18 protein-coding genes and 1 riboswitch are annotated in these 17,585 nt (G+C 68.4%); of the genes, 11 read left to right on the top strand and 7 right to left on the bottom strand.

Annotated elements, in window-relative coordinates; all coding sequences use genetic code 11:
- Window positions 1–15: 15 nt before the first annotated feature.
- On the bottom strand, window positions 16–2,025 hold the full coding sequence (locus I8J34_RS13610; RefSeq protein WP_214362158.1) for a C13 family peptidase: 2,010 nt from the start codon (window positions 2,023–2,025) through the stop codon (window positions 16–18).
- Between the two features lie 143 nt (window positions 2,026–2,168).
- Here I8J34_RS13610 and I8J34_RS13605 point away from each other — a divergent pair, with 143 nt between their 5' ends.
- The 9 genes from I8J34_RS13605 (at window position 2,169) to I8J34_RS24680 (ending at window position 10,278) form a co-directional block, all read left to right on the top strand.
- Window positions 2,169–3,245: a calcium/sodium antiporter gene (locus tag I8J34_RS13605; RefSeq protein ID WP_214362157.1), complete on the top strand. Its 1,077-nt coding sequence runs from the start codon at window positions 2,169–2,171 to the stop codon at window positions 3,243–3,245.
- Window positions 3,246–3,312: 67 nt separating this feature from the next.
- Window positions 3,313–4,188, top strand: a complete 876-nt coding sequence (locus I8J34_RS13600; protein WP_214362156.1) for an NAD(P)-dependent oxidoreductase — start codon at window positions 3,313–3,315, stop codon at window positions 4,186–4,188.
- Between the two features lie 57 nt (window positions 4,189–4,245).
- Window positions 4,246–4,343, top strand: a riboswitch (S-adenosyl-L-homocysteine riboswitch).
- Between the two features lie 81 nt (window positions 4,344–4,424).
- Complete coding sequence (gene ahcY, locus I8J34_RS13595) at window positions 4,425–5,834, top strand: adenosylhomocysteinase (RefSeq protein WP_214362155.1); 1,410 nt, start codon at window positions 4,425–4,427, stop codon at window positions 5,832–5,834.
- A gap of 73 nt (window positions 5,835–5,907) precedes the next feature.
- Entirely contained in the window at window positions 5,908–6,564 is a 657-nt protein-coding gene (locus tag I8J34_RS13590; RefSeq protein ID WP_214362154.1) for a GNAT family N-acetyltransferase, read from the top strand.
- Window positions 6,561–7,436: a carbon-nitrogen hydrolase family protein gene (locus tag I8J34_RS13585; RefSeq protein WP_214362152.1), complete on the top strand. Its 876-nt coding sequence runs from the start codon at window positions 6,561–6,563 to the stop codon at window positions 7,434–7,436. Before I8J34_RS13590 ends, I8J34_RS13585 begins: the two co-directional genes overlap by 4 nt.
- Before the next feature lie 28 nt (window positions 7,437–7,464).
- The gene (locus I8J34_RS13580) at window positions 7,465–8,310 is read left to right on the top strand and encodes a TlyA family RNA methyltransferase (RefSeq protein WP_214362150.1); all 846 of its coding nucleotides are present in this window, start codon (window positions 7,465–7,467) and stop codon (window positions 8,308–8,310) included.
- Window positions 8,307–9,143, top strand: a complete 837-nt coding sequence (gene metF / locus I8J34_RS13575) for a methylenetetrahydrofolate reductase [NAD(P)H] (protein WP_214362148.1) — start codon at window positions 8,307–8,309, stop codon at window positions 9,141–9,143. The genes I8J34_RS13580 and metF overlap by 4 nt, the downstream gene beginning before the upstream one ends.
- A gap of 143 nt (window positions 9,144–9,286) precedes the next feature.
- Window positions 9,287–9,652, top strand: a complete 366-nt coding sequence (locus I8J34_RS13570) for a TfoX/Sxy family protein (protein WP_214362144.1) — start codon at window positions 9,287–9,289, stop codon at window positions 9,650–9,652.
- A 146-nt stretch (window positions 9,653–9,798) separates the two neighbouring features.
- Entirely contained in the window at window positions 9,799–10,278 is a 480-nt protein-coding gene (locus I8J34_RS24680; RefSeq protein ID WP_230411828.1) for an REP-associated tyrosine transposase, read from the top strand.
- 543 nt (window positions 10,279–10,821) lie between these two features.
- On the opposite strand, the gene I8J34_RS13560 is transcribed toward I8J34_RS24680, so the two are convergent.
- Both I8J34_RS13560 and fabG read right to left on the bottom strand, forming a co-directional pair.
- Window positions 10,822–12,348 carry a class I adenylate-forming enzyme family protein gene (locus I8J34_RS13560; RefSeq protein WP_214362143.1) on the bottom strand — a complete coding sequence of 509 codons (1,527 nt, stop codon included), beginning with the start codon at window positions 12,346–12,348 and terminating at the stop codon, window positions 10,822–10,824.
- A 101-nt stretch (window positions 12,349–12,449) separates the two neighbouring features.
- A complete protein-coding gene (gene fabG, locus I8J34_RS13555) occupies window positions 12,450–13,193 on the bottom strand; it encodes a 3-oxoacyl-ACP reductase FabG (protein ID WP_214362141.1) in 744 nt (247 codons plus the stop codon).
- Between the two features lie 128 nt (window positions 13,194–13,321).
- On the opposite strand from fabG, the gene I8J34_RS13550 reads away from it, so the two are divergent.
- Complete coding sequence (locus tag I8J34_RS13550; RefSeq protein ID WP_214362140.1) at window positions 13,322–14,227, top strand: LysR family transcriptional regulator; 906 nt, start codon at window positions 13,322–13,324, stop codon at window positions 14,225–14,227.
- Window positions 14,228–14,234: 7 nt separating this feature from the next.
- On the opposite strand, the gene I8J34_RS13545 is transcribed toward I8J34_RS13550, so the two are convergent.
- Window positions 14,235–14,531, bottom strand: a complete 297-nt coding sequence (locus I8J34_RS13545; RefSeq protein ID WP_214362138.1) for a hypothetical protein — start codon at window positions 14,529–14,531, stop codon at window positions 14,235–14,237.
- A 70-nt stretch (window positions 14,532–14,601) separates the two neighbouring features.
- Window positions 14,602–15,525, bottom strand: a complete 924-nt coding sequence (locus I8J34_RS13540) for a DMT family transporter (protein WP_214362136.1) — start codon at window positions 15,523–15,525, stop codon at window positions 14,602–14,604.
- Between the two features lie 99 nt (window positions 15,526–15,624).
- On the opposite strand from I8J34_RS13540, the gene I8J34_RS13535 reads away from it, so the two are divergent.
- Window positions 15,625–16,530, top strand: coding sequence for a LysR family transcriptional regulator (locus I8J34_RS13535; protein ID WP_214362132.1), 906 nt, complete (start codon window positions 15,625–15,627; stop codon window positions 16,528–16,530).
- Here I8J34_RS13535 and I8J34_RS13530 read toward each other — a convergent pair.
- A complete protein-coding gene (locus tag I8J34_RS13530) occupies window positions 16,503–16,850 on the bottom strand; it encodes a cupin domain-containing protein (RefSeq protein WP_214362130.1) in 348 nt (115 codons plus the stop codon). The two genes, I8J34_RS13535 and I8J34_RS13530, sit on opposite strands and share 28 nt — an antisense overlap.
- A gap of 62 nt (window positions 16,851–16,912) precedes the next feature.
- Window positions 16,913–17,482 (bottom strand): Tll0287-like domain-containing protein, encoded by a 570-nt coding sequence (locus tag I8J34_RS13525; RefSeq protein ID WP_214362129.1) that lies wholly within the window; start codon window positions 17,480–17,482, stop codon window positions 16,913–16,915.
- Window positions 17,483–17,585: the final 103 nt, after the last annotated feature.

Here is a 17,585-nt window from a genome sequence, read left to right as displayed (position 1 = left end):
CGGCGACCGACCCGGCTACTGCCGCTGCGGCGCCTGGTCCGGCGCCGCGACCTCCGCCATCCGCCGCTGCCCCATGGCATCCACCTGCAACCGCCGCTCGATGGCGGTGAGCACCGGCGCCACCGCCTCACCCATGGCGATCTGCGGCTCGGACGGCGTATAGCCCTCGGCGGCTTCGCGCTCGGCGACCGCGACGCTGGCCTGTTCGAAGGCGGAGTCGAAGGCATAGGTGTCGCGCAGCGCCTCGTTGAACAGCGCGCGGCCGAAGAAGGTCCAGTCGGCGCTGTGGCTGCAGCCGTGGGAGTTGCGGTCGGCGCGCGAGGCGGTCATCACCAGGGTGTCGGGGCCGGCCAGCGGCGGCACGAAACCGCCGGAGTAGCAGGCCGAGACGATCAGCGCGCGGTAACGGATGCCGGCCTCGTCGAGCAGGCCGCGCAGCACCTCAGGGCTCAACTCGTCGAAGCGGTAGGGCCACAGGCTGAGGTCGAAGCGGTGTTCTTCGGAGCCGTGGGAGGTGAGGAAGACCACCAGCACGTCTTCGTCGGCATTCATGCGCTGACCGAAAACCTTGAGGCTGCGCGCCAGCGCGGTGACGCTGGCGATGGGCAGGGTGTCGACGGTGGTGGGGTTGTTGACCAGCACCAGGCTGCGGCCTTCGGCATCGAAACGCTCGCGGAATAGCGCATCGACGGCGCGCACCTCACGCAGGAACACATCCTGGTTGCCATGGCCGCCGACCGACAGCACGAACAGCTCGGGCACGCCGGGGCGCCCGGGCGCGATGTCGGCGAGCGCGGCGTCGAGCAGGGCGGGTTGAGTGTAGAGGATGGCCTCCTGGGTGACCGCCGCATAGCGGGCCTGGGCCGCGTCGCTCTCGGCGGCCGCCGCCGTTTCGTCGTAGCGCGGTATCCACAGACTGCTGCCGTCCTTGAACAGCCACTGCGGCGCAATGAGCAGGCCGAGCACCGCCAGCACCGCGCCCATGCGCTGCTCGGGCAGGAGTTGCTGCGCCCGTGCGAGGGCAACGATGGAGGCGATGATCAGCCAGCCGATGAAGCCCCAGTAGAGATAGGCGTTGGCCATCGCGAACGCGTCATCGAGCCGCTGAAAGCCAAGGATGGCGGCGTACTGGATGACGGTACCGACAATGCCGACGGCGACCAACGCGACGGCGCCGGGCAGCGTTTTGCGGTCGTCGTCCGCAGCGCGTGCCGAGGCCCATGCGGCGAGCAGCAGCAGCGGCACCCAGAACACCGCCGAAGCCATGCCGTAGCGGTTGAACTCGCTGTCGGTGCCGACCAGCAGCCAGTTGCCGAAGGCGATGAGCAGCAGGTCGACCAGCAACAGCCAGACCAGCTGTGCCGCCGACACTTTGAGCCGGGCGGTCGCCTTGGCGCGCACCAGCAGGAGGCCCACACCCGCGGCGAGGTTGCTGGCCAGATCGCGCCAGGGCTGCGTCTGATCGGCAACCTCCGGCACGGGCGGCGGCGCGCCGACGGTGACGCGGCAGCCACTGAGCGTTTCGAGGCGGGCCAGCCAGGCGTCGGTGTCCGGCGCGAGGCCAGCAAGGGGCACGATCAGCACTTCGAAGGTGGTCAGATGAATGAGCAACAGGTCGCCGATGCGCTCGAGCGCCTCGATGCTGCGCCACTGCACGCGGCTGATCGCCTCGTCATGCGCGACCTCCAGCGCGTCGTCGGCGAGGGCGATCTGAAAACGGTCGGGCTGCCGGGCGGCAACGCGCCGCGACAGCCGGCGCTGCGCGCGCTGCATGAGGACAATGCCCGCCAGCACGATCATCGCTAGCGGGAACCACTGACCGCCGGGCAAGGCCTCCATCTGCGCGCTGAAAAACCCGATCAGCGCCCCCACCACCAGCCACAGCGCCACCGTGACGAAGAAGGCGCGCCAGGGCCGACCGCCCTGACGCTGCAGGCGCCGACCCGCCGCGCGCACGCCGACCATGCGCTGGTCGACCGTGGTGTCGAGCGTTACGGGGGTCGAGAGGACGTCGGCGTCGGTCATGGCTCAGGTCGTGGCTGCAAAAAAACCTCAGTGTATACCGGTGGGATGAAGCGCGCGGATACTCCGGCGACGACAGGCAACTGACGGAACTTGGCGTGGCAATAGCACTCGAAGGCCCCACGATTCCCTCTGGCACCGTCGTCATGCTCACTCAACTCGGTTTCTTCGTTCTCGGCCTCGTGGCCCTCATTGCCGGCGCCGAAGCGCTGGTCCGCGGCGCGGCGCGCATGGCGCTGTCTTGGGGCATCTCGCCGCTGGTGATCGGCCTCACGGTGGTGGCCTTCGGCACCAGCGCGCCCGAGGTGGCGGTGTCGGTGGGGGCCGCACTCGACGGCAATCCGGATCTGGCGATCGGCAACGTGCTGGGCAGCAACATCGCCAACGTGCTGCTGATCCTCGGCATTTCGGCGCTGATCGTGCCGCTGGCGGTGTCGGAGCAGATCATCCGCCAGGAGGTGCCGATCCTGATCGGCGTGTCGGCCCTGCTGGTGGGGCTGTCGGCCGACGGCGGACTCAGCCGTCTCGAAGCCGGACTGCTGCTGTCGTTGGCCGTCATCTACACCGTGTTCCTGATCGTGCAGGCGCGCCGCGGCTCGGCGAAGGCGCAGGAAGAGGCCATGCACGAGTTGCCCGAGCCGGCGGGCTGGGATGCCTCGCCGGTGGCGCAGGTGCTGCTGGTGCTCGGCGGCCTGGGCCTGCTGGTGCTGGGGGCCGACTGGTTGGTCGGCGCGGCCACGCATTTCGCGCGCGCCTTCGGCGTGAGCGACCTGGTGATCGGCCTGACCATCGTCGCCATCGGCACCTCGATGCCGGAGATCGCCACCTCGATCATGGCCGCCGTGCGCGGCGAACGCGACATCGCGGTGGGCAATGTGGTGGGCAGCAACCTGTTCAACATTCTTGGCTGCCTGGGCGCGGCGGGGCTGGTGTCGAGCACCGGCCTGCCGGTGTCCGAAGCCGCCCGCGATTTCGACATGTGGGTGATGCTGGCGGTCGCCTTCGCCTGCCTGCCGGTGTTCATCACCGGGCGCGAGATCGCGCGCTGGGAAGGCGCGGTGTTCCTCGGCTACTACGTGGCCTACACGGCCTTCCTGGTGCTCTCGGCCCAGCACCATGCTGCCGCGCCGATGCTCTCCTCGGCCATGCTAAGCTTCGTCATCCCGCTCACCGTGCTGACGCTGGCGGTGAGCCTGTGGCGGCATCGGCGCGCCGGGGCGTAGCGGACGCGGCGCGCAGCGGGTAGAGTCATCGCACCCCGCCCGAGGCGGCTTCTTCGAGGAACACGCCATGCGCGTCGGCATCATCGGCATCGGCAACATGGGCCTGGCCATGGCCCTCAACCTGCGCGAACGTGGCGTGGACGTGACGGTGCGCGACCTGTGCGACGGGCCGGAAACCATCGCCTGCACCGCCGGCGCCACAGTGGCCGACTCTCCGGCTGCGCTGGCCGCGGCGGTGGATGTGGTGATCACCGTGGTCGGCACCGGTGCCGAGACGCACCAGGTGCTGCTCGGCCCCGACGGAGTGGCCAGCATCGACGGCGCCGGGCGGGCGGTGATGATCTGCAGCACCATCGCGCCGAATGACGTGATCGACTGCGCCGCCGGTCTGGCCAGGGCCGGCTGGCAGACGCTCGACGCGCCGATCTCCGGCGGCCCGGCACGGGCGCGCGATGGCGGCATGAGCATGATGCTGGGCGGCGACCCGGCACTGGTCGAAGCGCTCGCCCCGCTGCTGGCGATGCTCGCCAAGTCACGCTTCGTCATCGGCCCGCATCCGGGCGACGGCGCCAAGGCCAAGCTGGTCAACAACTTGCTGGCGGCAGTCAATCTGGCCGCGGCGGGCGAGGCCTTTGCCCTGGCCGAGCGGCTCGGGCTGGACGCGAAGACCGTGCTCGACGTGGTGTGCGCCAGCTCCGGCCAGTCGTGGATCACCGCCGACCGCATCCCGCGGGCGCTGGCGGGCGATTTTGCGCCGCGCGCCCATGCGCGCATCCTGACCAAGGACATCGGCCTGGCGCTGGACTGCGCCCGCGCGGTCGATCAACCGCTCACGCTGGGCGCGGCGGCGCAGGCGGTGTTCCAGCGCACCTGTGCGCTGGGCTGGGCCGAGGAGGACGATGCGGCGGTGCTCAAAGCCTGCCGGCAGAGCAACCCCGGCTGAGGCACCACCGATCCGCGAACGCTTCATGTTTTTCAGGCGCTTGCGTATACTGGCCTCCTTTCCGAGGAGCGCTGCGAGGTCGTCAGGTCGCCCTGACCGACGCCCCAGGCTCGGAAGCCGCCGCTGGCGGTGAGAATCAACGGCGCTCACGACATCAACCCGTGCCGGGCACGGGAGGTGCGTGAGAAGGCCCGAATGCCGATCCCCCTCCCCCCGGTCATAGCATGGAGCAACCCATGAACGCTGTGACTGACTTCAACGACTACGTGATTGCCGATCTCAAACTGGCCGACTGGGGCCGCCGCGAGATCAAGATCGCCGAGACCGAAATGCCGGGCCTGATGGCGATCCGCGAGGAATTCGCCAAGACCCAACCGCTCAAGGGCGCGCGCATCACCGGCTCGCTGCACATGACCATCCAGACCGCGGTGCTGATCGAGACGCTGACCGCGCTGGGCGCCGAAGTGCGCTGGGCCTCGTGCAACATCTTCTCGACCCAGGACCATGCCGCCGCCGCCATCGCCGCTGCCGGCGTGCCGGTGTTCGCCGTGAAAGGCGAATCGCTCAAGGACTACTGGGACTACACCCACCGCATCTTCGAGTGGGCCGACGGCGGCTACAGCAACATGATCCTCGACGACGGCGGCGACGCCACCTTGCTGCTGCACCTGGGCGCCAAGGCCGAGAAGGACATCGCCGTGCTGGCCAAGCCGACCAGCGAGGAGGAGACCCTCCTGTTCGCCGCCATCCGTGCCAAACTGGCCACCGACCCGAGCTGGTACTCGACCCGCCTGGCGCAGATCAAGGGCGTGACCGAAGAGACCACCACCGGCGTGCATCGCCTGTACCAGATGCATGCGCGCGGCGACCTGCGCTTCCCGGCGATCAACGTCAACGACTCGGTCACCAAGAGCAAGTTCGACAACCTCTACGGCTGCCGCGAATCGCTGGTGGACGGCATCAAGCGCGCCACCGACGTGATGATTGCCGGCAAGGTGGCGGTGGTGTGCGGCTACGGCGACGTGGGCAAGGGCTCGGCCCAGGCCCTGCGCGCGCTGTCGGCCCAGGTGTGGGTCACCGAGATCGACCCGATCTGCGCACTGCAGGCCGCCATGGAAGGCTACCGCGTGGTGACCATGGAATACGCCGCCGACAAGGCCGACATCTTCGTCACCACCACCGGCAACTTCCATGTGATCACCCATGACCACATGGCCGCCATGAAGGACCAGGCCATCGTCTGCAACATCGGCCACTTCGACAACGAGATCGATGTCGCCTCGCTCGAAAAATACGAGTGGGAAGAGATCAAGCCGCAGGTCGACCATGTGATCTTCCCCGACGGCAAGCGCATCATCCTGCTGGCCAAGGGCCGGCTGGTGAACCTGGGCTGCGGCACGGGCCACCCGAGCTATGTGATGAGCTCGTCCTTCGCCAACCAGACGATCGCCCAGATCGAGCTCTACAGCCGCACCGAGGAGTATCCTGTGGGCGTGTACACGCTGCCCAAGCACCTCGACGAGAAGGTCGCCCGTCTGCAGCTCAAGAAGCTTGCCGTCACGCTCACCGAGCTGACCGACGAACAGGCGGCCTACATCGGCGTGCCCAAGGCCGGCCCGTACAAGCCGGAACACTATCGGTATTGATCCAATCCGCGGGCCGGACCACCGCCATGACACCAGGCGGCGGTCCGGCCGCCCGGTTCATGAGGAGTTCTGCATGAAACGACCCTGGGTGCGCCAGACACGCAAGGAAGACATCCCGGCGCTGATCGAACTGCAGGCACGCGTCTACCCCTCGATTCCGCCCTGGAGCCGCCGCAAGCTGCGCGAGCAGCTCGACGTGTTCCCCCAAGGCCAGGTGGTGGCCGAGACCGACGACGGCGTGGTCGGCTGCGCCAGTTCGATGATCGTGCGCTGGGACGACTGGGCCGAGTCCCATTCCTGGAAGGAAATCACCGGCGCCGGCACCTTCGAGAACCACGACCCCGACGGCCGCACGCTGTACGGCGCCGAGGTCTTCGTCGCGCCGGAAATGCAGGGCACGGGCATCGGCCATCTGCTGTACGAAGCGCGCCGCAAGCTGTGCCGGGCCATGAACCTCAAGCGCATCATCGCCTGCGGCCGCCTGCCCGGCTACCACCGCTACGCCGACGAAATGAGTGCCGAGTTCTATGCGCAGAAAGTCGTCTGGGGCGACCTGCGCGACCAGGTGCTGAGCTTCCAGCTCAAGGAAGGCTTCAGCTACTGCGGGGTCATCGACGACTACATTCCAGAGGACGAAGAATCCCGCGGCTGTGCCTCGATCATCGTGTGGCTCAATCCGGGTTACGACCCGCAGCGACCCACCGTCGTCCCGAAGGAGATCGCCCTGTGATAGTCCGCATCGCTGCCGTTCAATACCTGCTGCGCCAGATCCACGACTGGTCCGGCTTCGAAAACCAGGTCCGCTTCATCATGAAGGCCGCGGGCGACTACAAACCGCAGTTCGTCCTGCTGCCCGAGATCTTCACCAGCCAGCTGCTGTCCTTCATGGACACCACCGACGTGCGCGAAGCGGTGCGCAACATGCATGACTACACCCGCCGCTACAAGGATCTGATGCAGGAGCTGGCCGCACAGTGGAACGTGCACCTCATCGGCGGCAGTCACCCGCACCTGACCGAAGACGGCCGCCTGCTCAACACCGCCTTCTACTTCACCCCCACCGGCGAGATCTACGAGCAGGACAAGATCCACCGCACCCGCTGGGAACGCGAGAAGTGGAACACCGACGCCGGCGACCAGCTGCGCCTGTTCGACACGCCCTTCGGCAAGATCGCCATCCTGATCTGCTACGACATCGAGTTCCCTGAACTCGCGCGCATGGTGTGCGAGGCCGGCGCCGACATCCTCTTCGTGCCCTCGTGCACCGACGATCGCCAGGGTTTTTTGCGCGTGCGCTACTGCTGCCACGCCCGCGCCATCGAGAACCAGGTGTTCGTGGTCATGACCAGCACCGTCGGCAACCTGCCGGTCGAAGGCCTCGGCCTGCACTACGGCCAGGCCAGCATCATCACCCCCTCCGACTTCGCCTTCGCGCGCGACGGCATCGCCGCCGAGGGCACGCCCAACATCGAGCAGATCATCGTCGCCGAAGTCGACCTGGCCGACTTGGAGAGCAACCGCCTCAACGGCACCACCATCCCGCTCTACGACAAGCGCAAGGACGTCTACGAGCACCCGGTGGAAGTGGTCAAGGTCAAATGACAGCGACGCCTGCCCGGAATCCGCACCGGTGAAATCCTTCCACCGCCGCACCGCCCGCCCGGCGCCGACGCCGGCCCCCGCCAGCCCCCCGGAGGTCGACCGCCACGGCCTGCAGCGGGTCGACAGCCTGCTCGTCGCGCGCGGTCTGGCCCCGTCGCGCACCGCCGCCCAGCGCATGATCGCCGCCGGCCGCGTGCGCAGCGCCGAGCAGCCGGTCACCAAACCCTCGCTGGCACTGCCCGACGACGCCGAGCTCACCGTCATCCCCGACCAGGAAGACCGCTATGTCTCGCGCGGCGCCCTCAAGCTGGCCGGCGCCATGGCGCGCACCGGCTTGGCCGCGCACGGCCTCACCGCCCTCGACATCGGCCAGTCCACCGGCGGCTTCACCGACTGCCTGCTGCAGGCCGGCGCACGCCATGTGGTCGGCGTCGAAGTCGGCCACGACCAGCTGCACTCCTCGCTGCACGAGCACCCGCGCATCACCTGCCTCGAAGGTCTCAACGCCCGCGACCTGAGCGCCGACGACCTGGGCGACGCCTGGCCCGAAGGCGGCTTCGACCTGCTGGTGTGCGACGCCAGTTTCATTTCGCTGACCCTGCTGATGCCCCGCTGGCCGACGCTGCTACGCCCCGGCGGCCGGGTGCTGGCGCTGGTCAAACCGCAATTCGAAGTCGGCCGCGAGGGCCTGGCCAAGGGCGGCATCGTGCGCGATGCGAGCCTCTACGCCGGCGTCGAGGCCCGCATCCGAGCCGCCGCCGAAGCGGCCGGCCTGACGGTCGACGACTATTTCGACAGCCCGATCACCGGCGGCGACGGTAACCGGGAATTCTTCCTCGCCGCCCACCTCCCCGACACCACAGACGACGCATGAGCCCGACACCCTTCTCCATCGAATTCTTCCCGCCGCAAACCGCTGCCGGCGTCGACAAGCTGCGCGCCACCCGCGCCCAGCTCGCGCAACTCAAGCCCGAGTTCTTCTCCGTCACCTACGGTGCCGGCGGCTCGACGCAAGAGCGCACCTTCGAAACCGTGTTCGAGATCCAGGCCGAAGGCCTCGCCGCCGCGCCGCACCTGTCCTGCGTCGGCGCCACCCGCGACAGCATCCGCCAGATCCTCAAGCGCTATCAGGACAAGGGCATCCACCGCATCGTCGCCCTGCGCGGCGACCTGCCCTCCGGCGTGGTCGACCCGGGCGAGCTGCGCTATGCCAACGAACTGGTCGAATTCATCCGGAGCGAAACCGGCGACTGGTTCAACATCGAAGTGGCCGCCTACCCCGAGTACCACCCACAGGCACGCACCGCCCAGGCCGATCTGGCCGCCTTCAAGCGCAAGGTCGACGCCGGCGCCAACTCGGCCATCACCCAGTACTTCTACAACGTGGACGCCTACCTGCACTTCCGCGACGAATGCACCGCCATGGGCGTCGACATCCCCATCGTGCCCGGCATCATGCCCATCGTCAGCTTCACCAAGCTGGCCCGCTTCTCCGACGCCTGCGGCGCCGAGATCCCGCGCTGGATGCGCCGCAAGTTCGAAAGCTTCGGCGACGACGCCGACGCCATCAAGGCCTTCGGCCTCGACGTGGTCACCGACCTCTGCGCCCGCCTGATCGAAGAAGACGCCCCCGGCCTGCATTTCTACTGCATGAACATGGCCGGCCCCACCAGCACCATCGTCGAGCGCCTCGGCCTCACGGCATGATGTCACCCATGTAGCCGGGCGAGGTGCCCGGCTATACCGACGTTCCCGGGGTCGCTTCGCTCGCCCGGGCTACAGACCGAACCGTAGCCCGGTCGAGGGCCGCAGGCCCGACACCGGGAACACAGCTCAACGAGGCCCCAAGCATGCCCCGCAAGCCCCCCGAAATCGTCACCCACGCCCTCGAGCTCTTCGCCCCGCTCGGCGCCGTGCGCGTCAAGTCGATGTTCGGCGGCTGGGGCTTCTACCTCGACGACCTCTTCTTCGCCCTCGAAGCCTGGGAAACGCTCTACCTCAAGGCCGACACCGAGAGCGAAAAAGCCTTCATCGACGCCGGCTGCAGCCGCTTCATCTACACCCAGAAAGACGGCAAGACTTTTTCGATGGGCTACTGGACAGCGCCCGAAGAAGCCCTCGACAGCCCCGCCGCGATGGCGCCCTGGGCACGGCTGGCGATCGAATGCGCGCTGCGGAACCGAAAACCGAAGAAGCCGCGACGCAAACCTGGGTAACCCGGGTAGCCGCGTAGCCCGGCCGAGGGCCGACAGGCCCGACGCCGGGAACGGTGCCCCACCCACCGACGCTCCCGGGGTCGCTGCGCTCGCCCGGGCTACGCATGACAATCGCTTGATCCGCCGCCATCGGCTATCCTCGCCGGATGGTCAGATACCGACGCAACCATGTTCCGGGCGGCACCTATTTCTTCACCGTCACCCTGCGGGACCGGCGTTCGGATTGGCTGATACGACACATCGACCTGCTGCGTGTCGCCATCGCGCGCACCCAATCGCGCCATCCGTTCCGCATCGACGCCATGGCGGTACTGCCCGAACATCTGCACATGGTCATGACGCTCCCCGACGGCGATGCCGACTACTCGCTGCGCTGGCGACAGATCAAGGGCTCGTTTACATGCGGTTTGCAGCAGCAGGGGCTGGCGACTCGGGGCGTCTGGCAGAGCCGGTTCTGGGAGCACACGGTGCGCGACGAGGATGACCTGAAACGCCATGTGGACTACATCCACGGCAATCCGGTGAAGCATGGCCATGTCGGGAAGCCGACCGACTGGCCGTATTCGACGATCCATCATTTCATCGCGAGCGGACGCATCGCCGCCAACTGGGGCACGGACACGTAGCCCGGCCGAGGGCCAACGGCCCGATACTGGGAGCGGTGCCCGATTCCACCGACGGCCCCGGGGTCGCTACGCTCGCCCGGGCTACGGGTGCATCGCCTCGATCACGCCGGCGGTTTGACGTAGCCCGGCCGAGGGCCGCAGGCCCGACACCGGGAGCTGTGCCCGATTCCACCGACGGCCCCGGGGTCGCTGCGCTCGCCCGGGCTACAGGTGCATCGCCTCGATCACGCCGGCACTTCGACGTAGCCCGGCCGAGGGCCGCAGGCCCGACGCCGGGAACGGTGCCCGGCGCCACCGACGGCCCCGGGGTCGCTTCGGTCGCCCGGGCTACGGGTGCATCACCTCGATCACGCGGGCGGTTCGACGTAGCCCGGCCGAGGGCCGAAGACCCGACGCCGGGAACGGTGCCCCGCTCCACCGACGCTCCCGGGGTCGCTACGCTCGCCCGGGCTACGGGTGCATCGCCTCGATCACGCCGGCGGTTCGACGTAGCCCGACCGAGGGCCGAAGGCCCGACGCCGGGAACGGCGTTCGTAGCGGGAACTAGATCTTCACTTCGCGCCCCGCCCAATACGGCTCGCGCAATTCCCGCTTGAGGATCTTCCCCGCCGCGTTGCGCGGGAACTGGTCGACGAGGTCCAAGGTGGACAGCCGCTGGTAGCGGGCACCGACCCGGGTGTTGGTCCATTCGCGCAGGGCGTCGGCCTCGATGTGCTGGCCGGCCTTGAGGGTGACGGCGGCGGCCGGGGTTTCGCCCCATTTGTCGTCGGGGATGCCGAACACCACGGCTTCGAGCACCGCGGGGTGCTGGACGATGACTTCTTCGATGTCGCGCGGGTACACCTTCACGCCGCCGGAGTCGATCATGTCTTTCTTGCGGTCGACCAGGCTCAGGTAGCCATCCTTGTCCACGAAACCGAGGTCGCCGGTGTATAGCCAGCCGTCGCGAATCGCGTCGGCGGTGAGGTCGTCCCGCCGGTAGTAGCCGGGCATGAGAATCGGGCCGCGGCCGACGATTTCGCCGATCTCGCCGACGGCCGCGGTCTTGCCGTCTTCGCGCACGATCTTCATCTCGAAGAAGGGCGGCGGCACGCCGACGGTGCCGCGTTTGCGCTGGGCGTCGTCGCGGTCGAGGATGGTGACGAAGCCTTCGGTGAGGCCGTACAGCTCGTAGAAACGCCCGGGCAGTGCGGCTTCGAGGATGTCCTTGTGCGCCACCGACAAGGGTGCGCCGAGCGAGAGCAGCATCTCGAGCGACTGCAGGCGTGCCGGGTCGAAGTTGGGCACATTGAGCATGGCGACGATCTGCGAGGGCACCATCATGGTGTGGGTCACGCCCTCGGCGGCGATAGTGTCGATCATCGCCTGGGCGTCGAAGCGCTCGGCCAGCACATAGCGGGCACCGAGGGTGAAGGCCGGCATGAGGGTGACGAAGGCGCCGTTGAAGACGATGGCGCCGGTGTGCAGCACCACCGATTCCGGCCCCATGCGCCAGGCATTGGCGAACAGCGTGCCGTAGTGGGCGCGAATCCGGTGGGTGTGCACGATGCCCTTGGGCAGGCCGGTGGTGCCGCTGGTGTACATGATGTTGAACACATCGTCGGGCGCGATCTCGGCGCCGATGTCGCGCTCGGAGCGCTCGGCGGTGAAGTCGGCATAGGGGCGGCAGCCATCGGCCAGGGCGCCGACCAGCACGCAGCAGCGCACCGACTTGAGTCTTGGCTTGACCGGCAGCAACTGGGCCGCCGTCTCGCGGGTGCCGAACACTGCCATCGGCGCAGCATCGCGCAGCAGCGATTCGAGCCCGCTGGCGGTGAGCAGCGGCGACAGCGGCACCACCACGGCGCCGAGCTTGGCGCAGGCCCAGTAGATGTCGAGCAACTCCAGGCAGTTGGGCAGCACGGTGGCGACCCGCTCGCCCTTGGTCACGCCCGAGGCACGCAGCGCATGAGCGAGGCGATTGACGCGGCGGTTGAACTGGTCCCAGCTCAGCCGCTGCTTGCCGAACACCACCGCGGTGTGCTCGGGGCGATAGCGCGCGTGATGCGCGATCAGTCCGTCGATCTGCATGTTGTCTCCTCCTTCATGGCCGGCGGCCTCTGCGGGCCGCCTCGGCCGGGTCATCGGGGCGCTTGTCAGGGGGCCACCCCTGCCATCGCCCCAGGCCTGCCTCAGATGGTCAAGCCGCCGGTCACTTCGAGCACCGCGCCGTTTACATAGCTGGCGTCCGCCGACAGCAGGAAGGCGGCCACCGCGGCGATCTCCGCCGGCTCACCCATGCGGCCCAGCGGCACTTCGGATTCCATGGTCTTGAGCACGTTATCGGGCATCGAGGCAAGGATCGGCGTTGCGATGAAGCCGGGGCAGATGGCATTGCTGCGCACGCCTTTGCGGCCCAGTTCCTTGGCCCAGGTCTTGGTCATGCCGAGCACGCCGGCCTTGGCGGCGGCATAGTTGGTTTGGCCGAAGTTGCCATACACGCCCACCACCGAGGAGATGTTCACGATCGAGCCGCTGCCCTGGGCCAGAAAGGTGTCGACGAAGGCACGGGTGCAGTTGTAGACGCCTTTCAGATTGATGCTGATGACGCGGTCCCACTGCTCTTCGCTCATCTTCTTGAGCTGGGCATCGGCAACGATGCCGGCGTTGTTCACCAGGCCGTCGATGCGCCCGAAGGCGGCCACCACCTCGGCCGCCGCGGCGCTCACCGCCGCGCTATCGGCCACGTTCACCGCCCAGCCGCTGGCCGTCACGTTGTAGGTTTCGCTCAGTTCGGCGGCTTTGGCCTTGGCGGCCTCGGCGCTCAGGTCCCACACGACGACGGTGGCGCCGTCGGCCGCACAGCGTCGGGCGATCGCCTCGCCAATGCCTTGGGCCGCACCGGTCACGACCACCACTTTGTCCTTCAGTTTCATGCACCTATCCTCTTCTGACGGGCTGCGCGGGTTGCAGCATGCAAGGACCTTATCACCCCATAAAAGCAGAACAAAGCGCATACTCACCGTATCGTTGTGCGTATATGCACAGCAGCGCGGAGCGGCCCATGAACATTGACTGGACGGATTTCCGGCACTTTCTCGAAGTGGCGCGCACCGGCACGCTGACCGCCGCCAGCGCCCGCCTCGGCGTCGACCACACCACCGTCGCGCGGCGCCTGTCGCGGCTCGAGACCGCACTCGGCGCCACCCTGTTCGACCGGCGCCGCGACGGCTATGTGCTGACCGACACCGGCCAGGCATTGCAGGCCCACGCCGAAGCGATGGAGAGCGCAGCGCTGGGCGCGGAGGAATCGGCCGGCGGCGTCGGCGGCGCGATCGCCGGCACGGTGCGCCTCGGCGTGCCGGAGGTGTTCGGCACCCGGGTGCTGACGCCGCGGCTATCGACGCTGATGACCGCCCACCCCGAGCTGTCGGTCGAACTGCTGCTGCAGCATCGCTTCGTGAGCCTGGCCAGCCGCGAAGCCGATCTGGCCGTCACCCTCGACCCGCCCACCAGCGGCCGCTATGTGGTCACCCGGCTGACCGCCTTCCACTACCTGCTGTACGCCTCGCCCGCCTACCTCGCCCAGCACCCGCCCATCCGCAGCCGCGCCGACCTGGCCGGCCATGCCTTCATCGACTATGTGCAGGATCAGCTGATGAGCGACGAGCTGCGCTATCTGGACCGCCTGATCGAACGCCCGCGGCGGGTGTTCTCCTGCACCGGCATGCTGGCCCAGACCCAGGCCGCCGAAGCGGGCATGGGCCTGGCCATGCTGGCGCCCTACGCAGTGGCGCCCGACAGCCCGCTGGTGCAGGTGTTGCCCGGCGAAGTGGTGGCCGACAGCGTGCTGTGGCTGGCCGCCCCGGCCGACCTGTTCCGCCTGCGCCGGGTGCGGGTGCTGTGGGATTTTTTGCGCGCGCTGGTGGCCGAATCGCCCGCCTTGTTCGGCGGGCCGTCATCGGGCTGAACGCAGCTCACCCCATGCCGTGGCGCCGCATCCAGGCGCGTACGTCTTCGCCCGCGCCCCTGTCCTGCAAGCGCTGGACATTGAGCAGCATGTTTTCGACCATGGCATGGGCAGCGATGGCAGCCATCACCTCCAGCCGGGCTTCGGCGTCCAGGCCGCTGGACGCGAGCTGGCGATCGACCTCGCAGAAGTGGTTGGCCATCAGGCAGCGGGCTTCGTGCTCGTCCATCGACAACATGCCGAAGTCGAGCGGATCTTCGCGCTCGATGTCTTCCATCAACGCTTCCATGGTTTCCGGGCTCATGGCGGGGCTCCTTGCGGGTGGCTCGTCCCTGTAGGACGCGCACTTGGCCGAAAAGCTCCCGGCGCGGGCCTCAGCGCTTGCTGCGCGCCATCACCAGCACGCCGCCGACCACCATCGCCGCGCCGACGAGCTGCGCCGCGCCGATCGATTCGTCCAGCAGCAGCGCGCCGAGGCCCAGCGTGATCACCGGTCCGAGGCTGCCGGTCAGCGCCACCGGGCCGGCGCCAATGCGGCGGATGGCCTCGCTCAGGCACCAGATCGGCAACACCGTCGAGAACAGCGCCATGGCGGCGGCCAGGCCGATCACCGGCGCCGGCTGCAGCAGCGTGGCCACCGGTCGCATCAGCAGAAACTGGCCGATGCTGAGCACGCAGGCCACGGTGGACGCCCAGGCCGTGACCCGCGCTGCGCCGAGCCGGCCGACCACCTCGCCGTTGCCCATCAGATACAGCGCATAGGCCACCGCACTGCCAAACACCAGCGCGCTGCCGATCAGCACCTCGGTGGTCTCGCCGCCCACGCGCAGGTCGTGCGCCACGGCGAAGGCCACGCCGAGGTAGCACATCACCAGCGCGACGAGGACGCGCCGAGTCAGCGGCTTGCCGAGGAACAGCGCCGAGAGGATCACCACGATGCTCGGATAGGCGAAGAGGATCAGCCGCTCGAGCGCCGCGGTGATGTAGCCCAGGCCGAGGAAGTCCAGGTAGCTGGCCAGGTAGTAGCCGAACAGGCCGAGCAGGAACAGGGCGATCCAATCCCGCCCCGCCAGCGGCTGGGCGGCGCGCCGGCTGCCATGCCAGCCCATGAGGAGGAAGAAGGGCAGGCTGATCAGCATGCGCAGCGCCAGCAGGGTTTCGGCATCGACACCATGGCGATAGGCCAGCTTGACCAGGATCGCCTTGAACGAGAAGCCGACCGCGGCCAGGGTGGCGAGCAGCAGGCCGGCCATGGGCAGGCGGCGGGGCAGGGGCAAGGCATCGGTGGCGGGCGTCATGACGGGGTTTCCTGAGCGGTCCACCCCGATTTAGCCACCATCCCCCGCCGCCAACAATTGCTAAGATGCCAAGCCTGTGTTCGTCAAATCCGAAACCGAATGCGCTACGACCTGATCGACCTGCAACTCTTCCTGGCGGTGGCCGACGCCGGCAGCCTGTCGCTCGGCGCGCGCCGCTGTCATCTGGCCACCTCGTCGGCCAGCCATCGCATCGCCCGGCTCGAAGCCTCGGCGGGCGTGGCATTGCTGGAGCGCCGGCCGCGCGGCATGGCGCTCACGCCGGCCGGCGAGGTGATGCGCGAAGGCGCCCGCCAGGCGCTCGCCCGGCTCGAACAGATGCATGCCGACCTACTGCCCTACGCGGCCGGCGTACGGGCCCAGGTTTCGGTGTGGGCGAACACCAACGCCACTAACATCTTCCTGCCGGACGATCTGGCCGGTTTTTTGTCGGCCCAGCCGCAGGTGCGCGTGACGCTGCGCGAGGCGACCAGCCCCGAGGTGGTGCACGCGGTGGCCTCGGGCGAGGCACAGATCGGCGTGGTGGCCGGCGACGTGAGCACCGGCGAGCTGCAGGTGCTGCCCTACCGGCGCGACCGGCTGGTACTGGTGGTACCGCCCGGCGACGCGCTCGGCGTACGGGCGCGGATCCGCTTTGCCGAGGTGGCGGATGCGCCCTTCGTCACCCTGCACAGCGGCACTGGCATCCACACCTTTCTGATGGGCCTGGCCGGCGAGCGCGGGCGACCGCTGGACGTGCGCATCCAGGTGCACAGCTTCGAGGCGGTGCTGGGCATGGTGGCGGCTGGGGTGGGTTACGGGCTGGTGCCGGCCTCGACGGTGGCCCGCATGGGCCAGCCGACCCGGGTCGTCACGCTGGCGCTGGACGACGACTGGGCGCGGCGTGACCTGCGCCTGTGCGTGCGCGAGGCGACTACGCTGTCCGGCCACGCGCAGGCGCTGCTCGCCCACCTGGCGCGTCACGGCGGGGCGTCGACCTCCGAATAGGCCTCAGGCACGAAGCGCGGCGTGCACACGGCGAGAAACACCAGATCCGTTGCGCCGGTATTTCGGATGCGCTGGCGCTGGCCGGGCGCGATCAGCACTGTGTCGCCCGCGCGCACCGACCAGGGCGGCGCCTCACCCAACCACATCTCGCCCTCGCCGGACTCGATCAGGTAGCGCTCGACGATGCCCGCCAGCACATGCCAGCGGGTGGTGACGCCGACCGGCACCCGTGCCCGCGCCACCGACACGGCCGGATCGTCGGCGCGGTTGTGCAACTCGGTGATGAAGCAGCCTTCTTCAAAGTAGTACTCGTCCGCCATGCGTCGCTCCCCTGCGGCGCCGATCGGCCGGCGCCGCTGCGAGGATACGCCGCGAACAGCCTTTACAGTGGGCGCTCGACGGTCAGCGCGCCGCGGATCTGACCTTTGGTGTAACCGGTGGCGCGGTCCTGCGGATAGCTCTTCGCCAGCTCGGCCTTGAGCTCCGCGCCGATGTCGGCCGGATCGCCGTGACAGCTCAGGCACACGTCGCCGACCGGGATGGCGCGCATGTAGCGGAAGGTCTTGTGGCCTGCCGCGTCGCTGACAATTTCACCGACCTCCAGCTGCTCTGCCGGTTCGCCGGCCGCGGCGCGCAGGTCGAAGGCGGTGAGCTGGGCGGTTTCCCAGGCGTCGGGCGTGCCGCGCTCGGGGTTGCGGGTTTTCAGGCTGACCCGGCGGATCTGCCAGCCGAGCTCCTCAGCGCGCGCCTTGAGCAGCGCCGGCGCCTTGTCCTTGCACACCGGAATGGCGCCGGCCACGCCCTTGTCGGTGACCGTGTCCTTCATCATCTTGACCACCTTGGGCAGCACCGGCAGGGCTTTCTCGCGGGTGTCGCGCTTGAGAGCATCGATATCTTCGGCGATGGCCGGGCCGGCCAACAGCAAGGCCGCAATCAGAACGGTGGGGCGCATGACTTTCTTCATTAGTAAAAGCTAATATTATAAGCACAAGCCCACCGCCGCGTCAGCCAATGGACGTGCGGTGCGCCCGAAGAGCGCTTACACTGCCAGCGAC

This window comes from Denitromonas iodatirespirans (assembly GCF_018524365.1).
Lineage (GTDB): Bacteria > Pseudomonadota > Gammaproteobacteria > Burkholderiales > Rhodocyclaceae > Nitrogeniibacter > Nitrogeniibacter iodatirespirans.
Note: the sequence above shows the minus strand (reverse complement) of the source record. Positions and strands in the feature narration are given on the sequence as shown.

Excerpts from the sequence above, each read along its gene's own strand:
- I8J34_RS24680 (WP_230411828.1), top strand. The coding sequence starts at position 9,799 with ATGGTCAGATACCGACGCAACCATGTTCCGGGCGGCACCTATTTCTTC.
- I8J34_RS13610 (WP_214362158.1), bottom strand. The coding sequence starts at position 2,025 with ATGACCGACGCCGACGTCCTCTCGACCCCCGTAACGCTCGACACCACG.
- I8J34_RS13540 (WP_214362136.1), bottom strand. The coding sequence starts at position 15,525 with ATGACGCCCGCCACCGATGCCTTGCCCCTGCCCCGCCGCCTGCCCATG.
- I8J34_RS13550 (WP_214362140.1), top strand. The coding sequence starts at position 13,322 with ATGAACATTGACTGGACGGATTTCCGGCACTTTCTCGAAGTGGCGCGC.
- I8J34_RS13535 (WP_214362132.1), top strand. The coding sequence starts at position 15,625 with ATGCGCTACGACCTGATCGACCTGCAACTCTTCCTGGCGGTGGCCGAC.
- I8J34_RS13570 (WP_214362144.1), top strand. The coding sequence starts at position 9,287 with ATGCCCCGCAAGCCCCCCGAAATCGTCACCCACGCCCTCGAGCTCTTC.
- I8J34_RS13560 (WP_214362143.1), bottom strand. The coding sequence starts at position 12,348 with ATGCAGATCGACGGACTGATCGCGCATCACGCGCGCTATCGCCCCGAG.
- I8J34_RS13605 (WP_214362157.1), top strand. The coding sequence starts at position 2,169 with ATGCTCACTCAACTCGGTTTCTTCGTTCTCGGCCTCGTGGCCCTCATT.
- I8J34_RS13590 (WP_214362154.1), top strand. The coding sequence starts at position 5,908 with ATGAAACGACCCTGGGTGCGCCAGACACGCAAGGAAGACATCCCGGCG.
- metF (WP_214362148.1), top strand. The coding sequence starts at position 8,307 with ATGAGCCCGACACCCTTCTCCATCGAATTCTTCCCGCCGCAAACCGCT.
- fabG (WP_214362141.1), bottom strand. The coding sequence starts at position 13,193 with ATGAAACTGAAGGACAAAGTGGTGGTCGTGACCGGTGCGGCCCAAGGC.
- ahcY (WP_214362155.1), top strand. The coding sequence starts at position 4,425 with ATGAACGCTGTGACTGACTTCAACGACTACGTGATTGCCGATCTCAAA.
- I8J34_RS13545 (WP_214362138.1), bottom strand. The coding sequence starts at position 14,531 with ATGAGCCCGGAAACCATGGAAGCGTTGATGGAAGACATCGAGCGCGAA.
- I8J34_RS13525 (WP_214362129.1), bottom strand. The coding sequence starts at position 17,482 with ATGCGCCCCACCGTTCTGATTGCGGCCTTGCTGTTGGCCGGCCCGGCC.
- I8J34_RS13530 (WP_214362130.1), bottom strand. The coding sequence starts at position 16,850 with ATGGCGGACGAGTACTACTTTGAAGAAGGCTGCTTCATCACCGAGTTG.
- I8J34_RS13600 (WP_214362156.1), top strand. The coding sequence starts at position 3,313 with ATGCGCGTCGGCATCATCGGCATCGGCAACATGGGCCTGGCCATGGCC.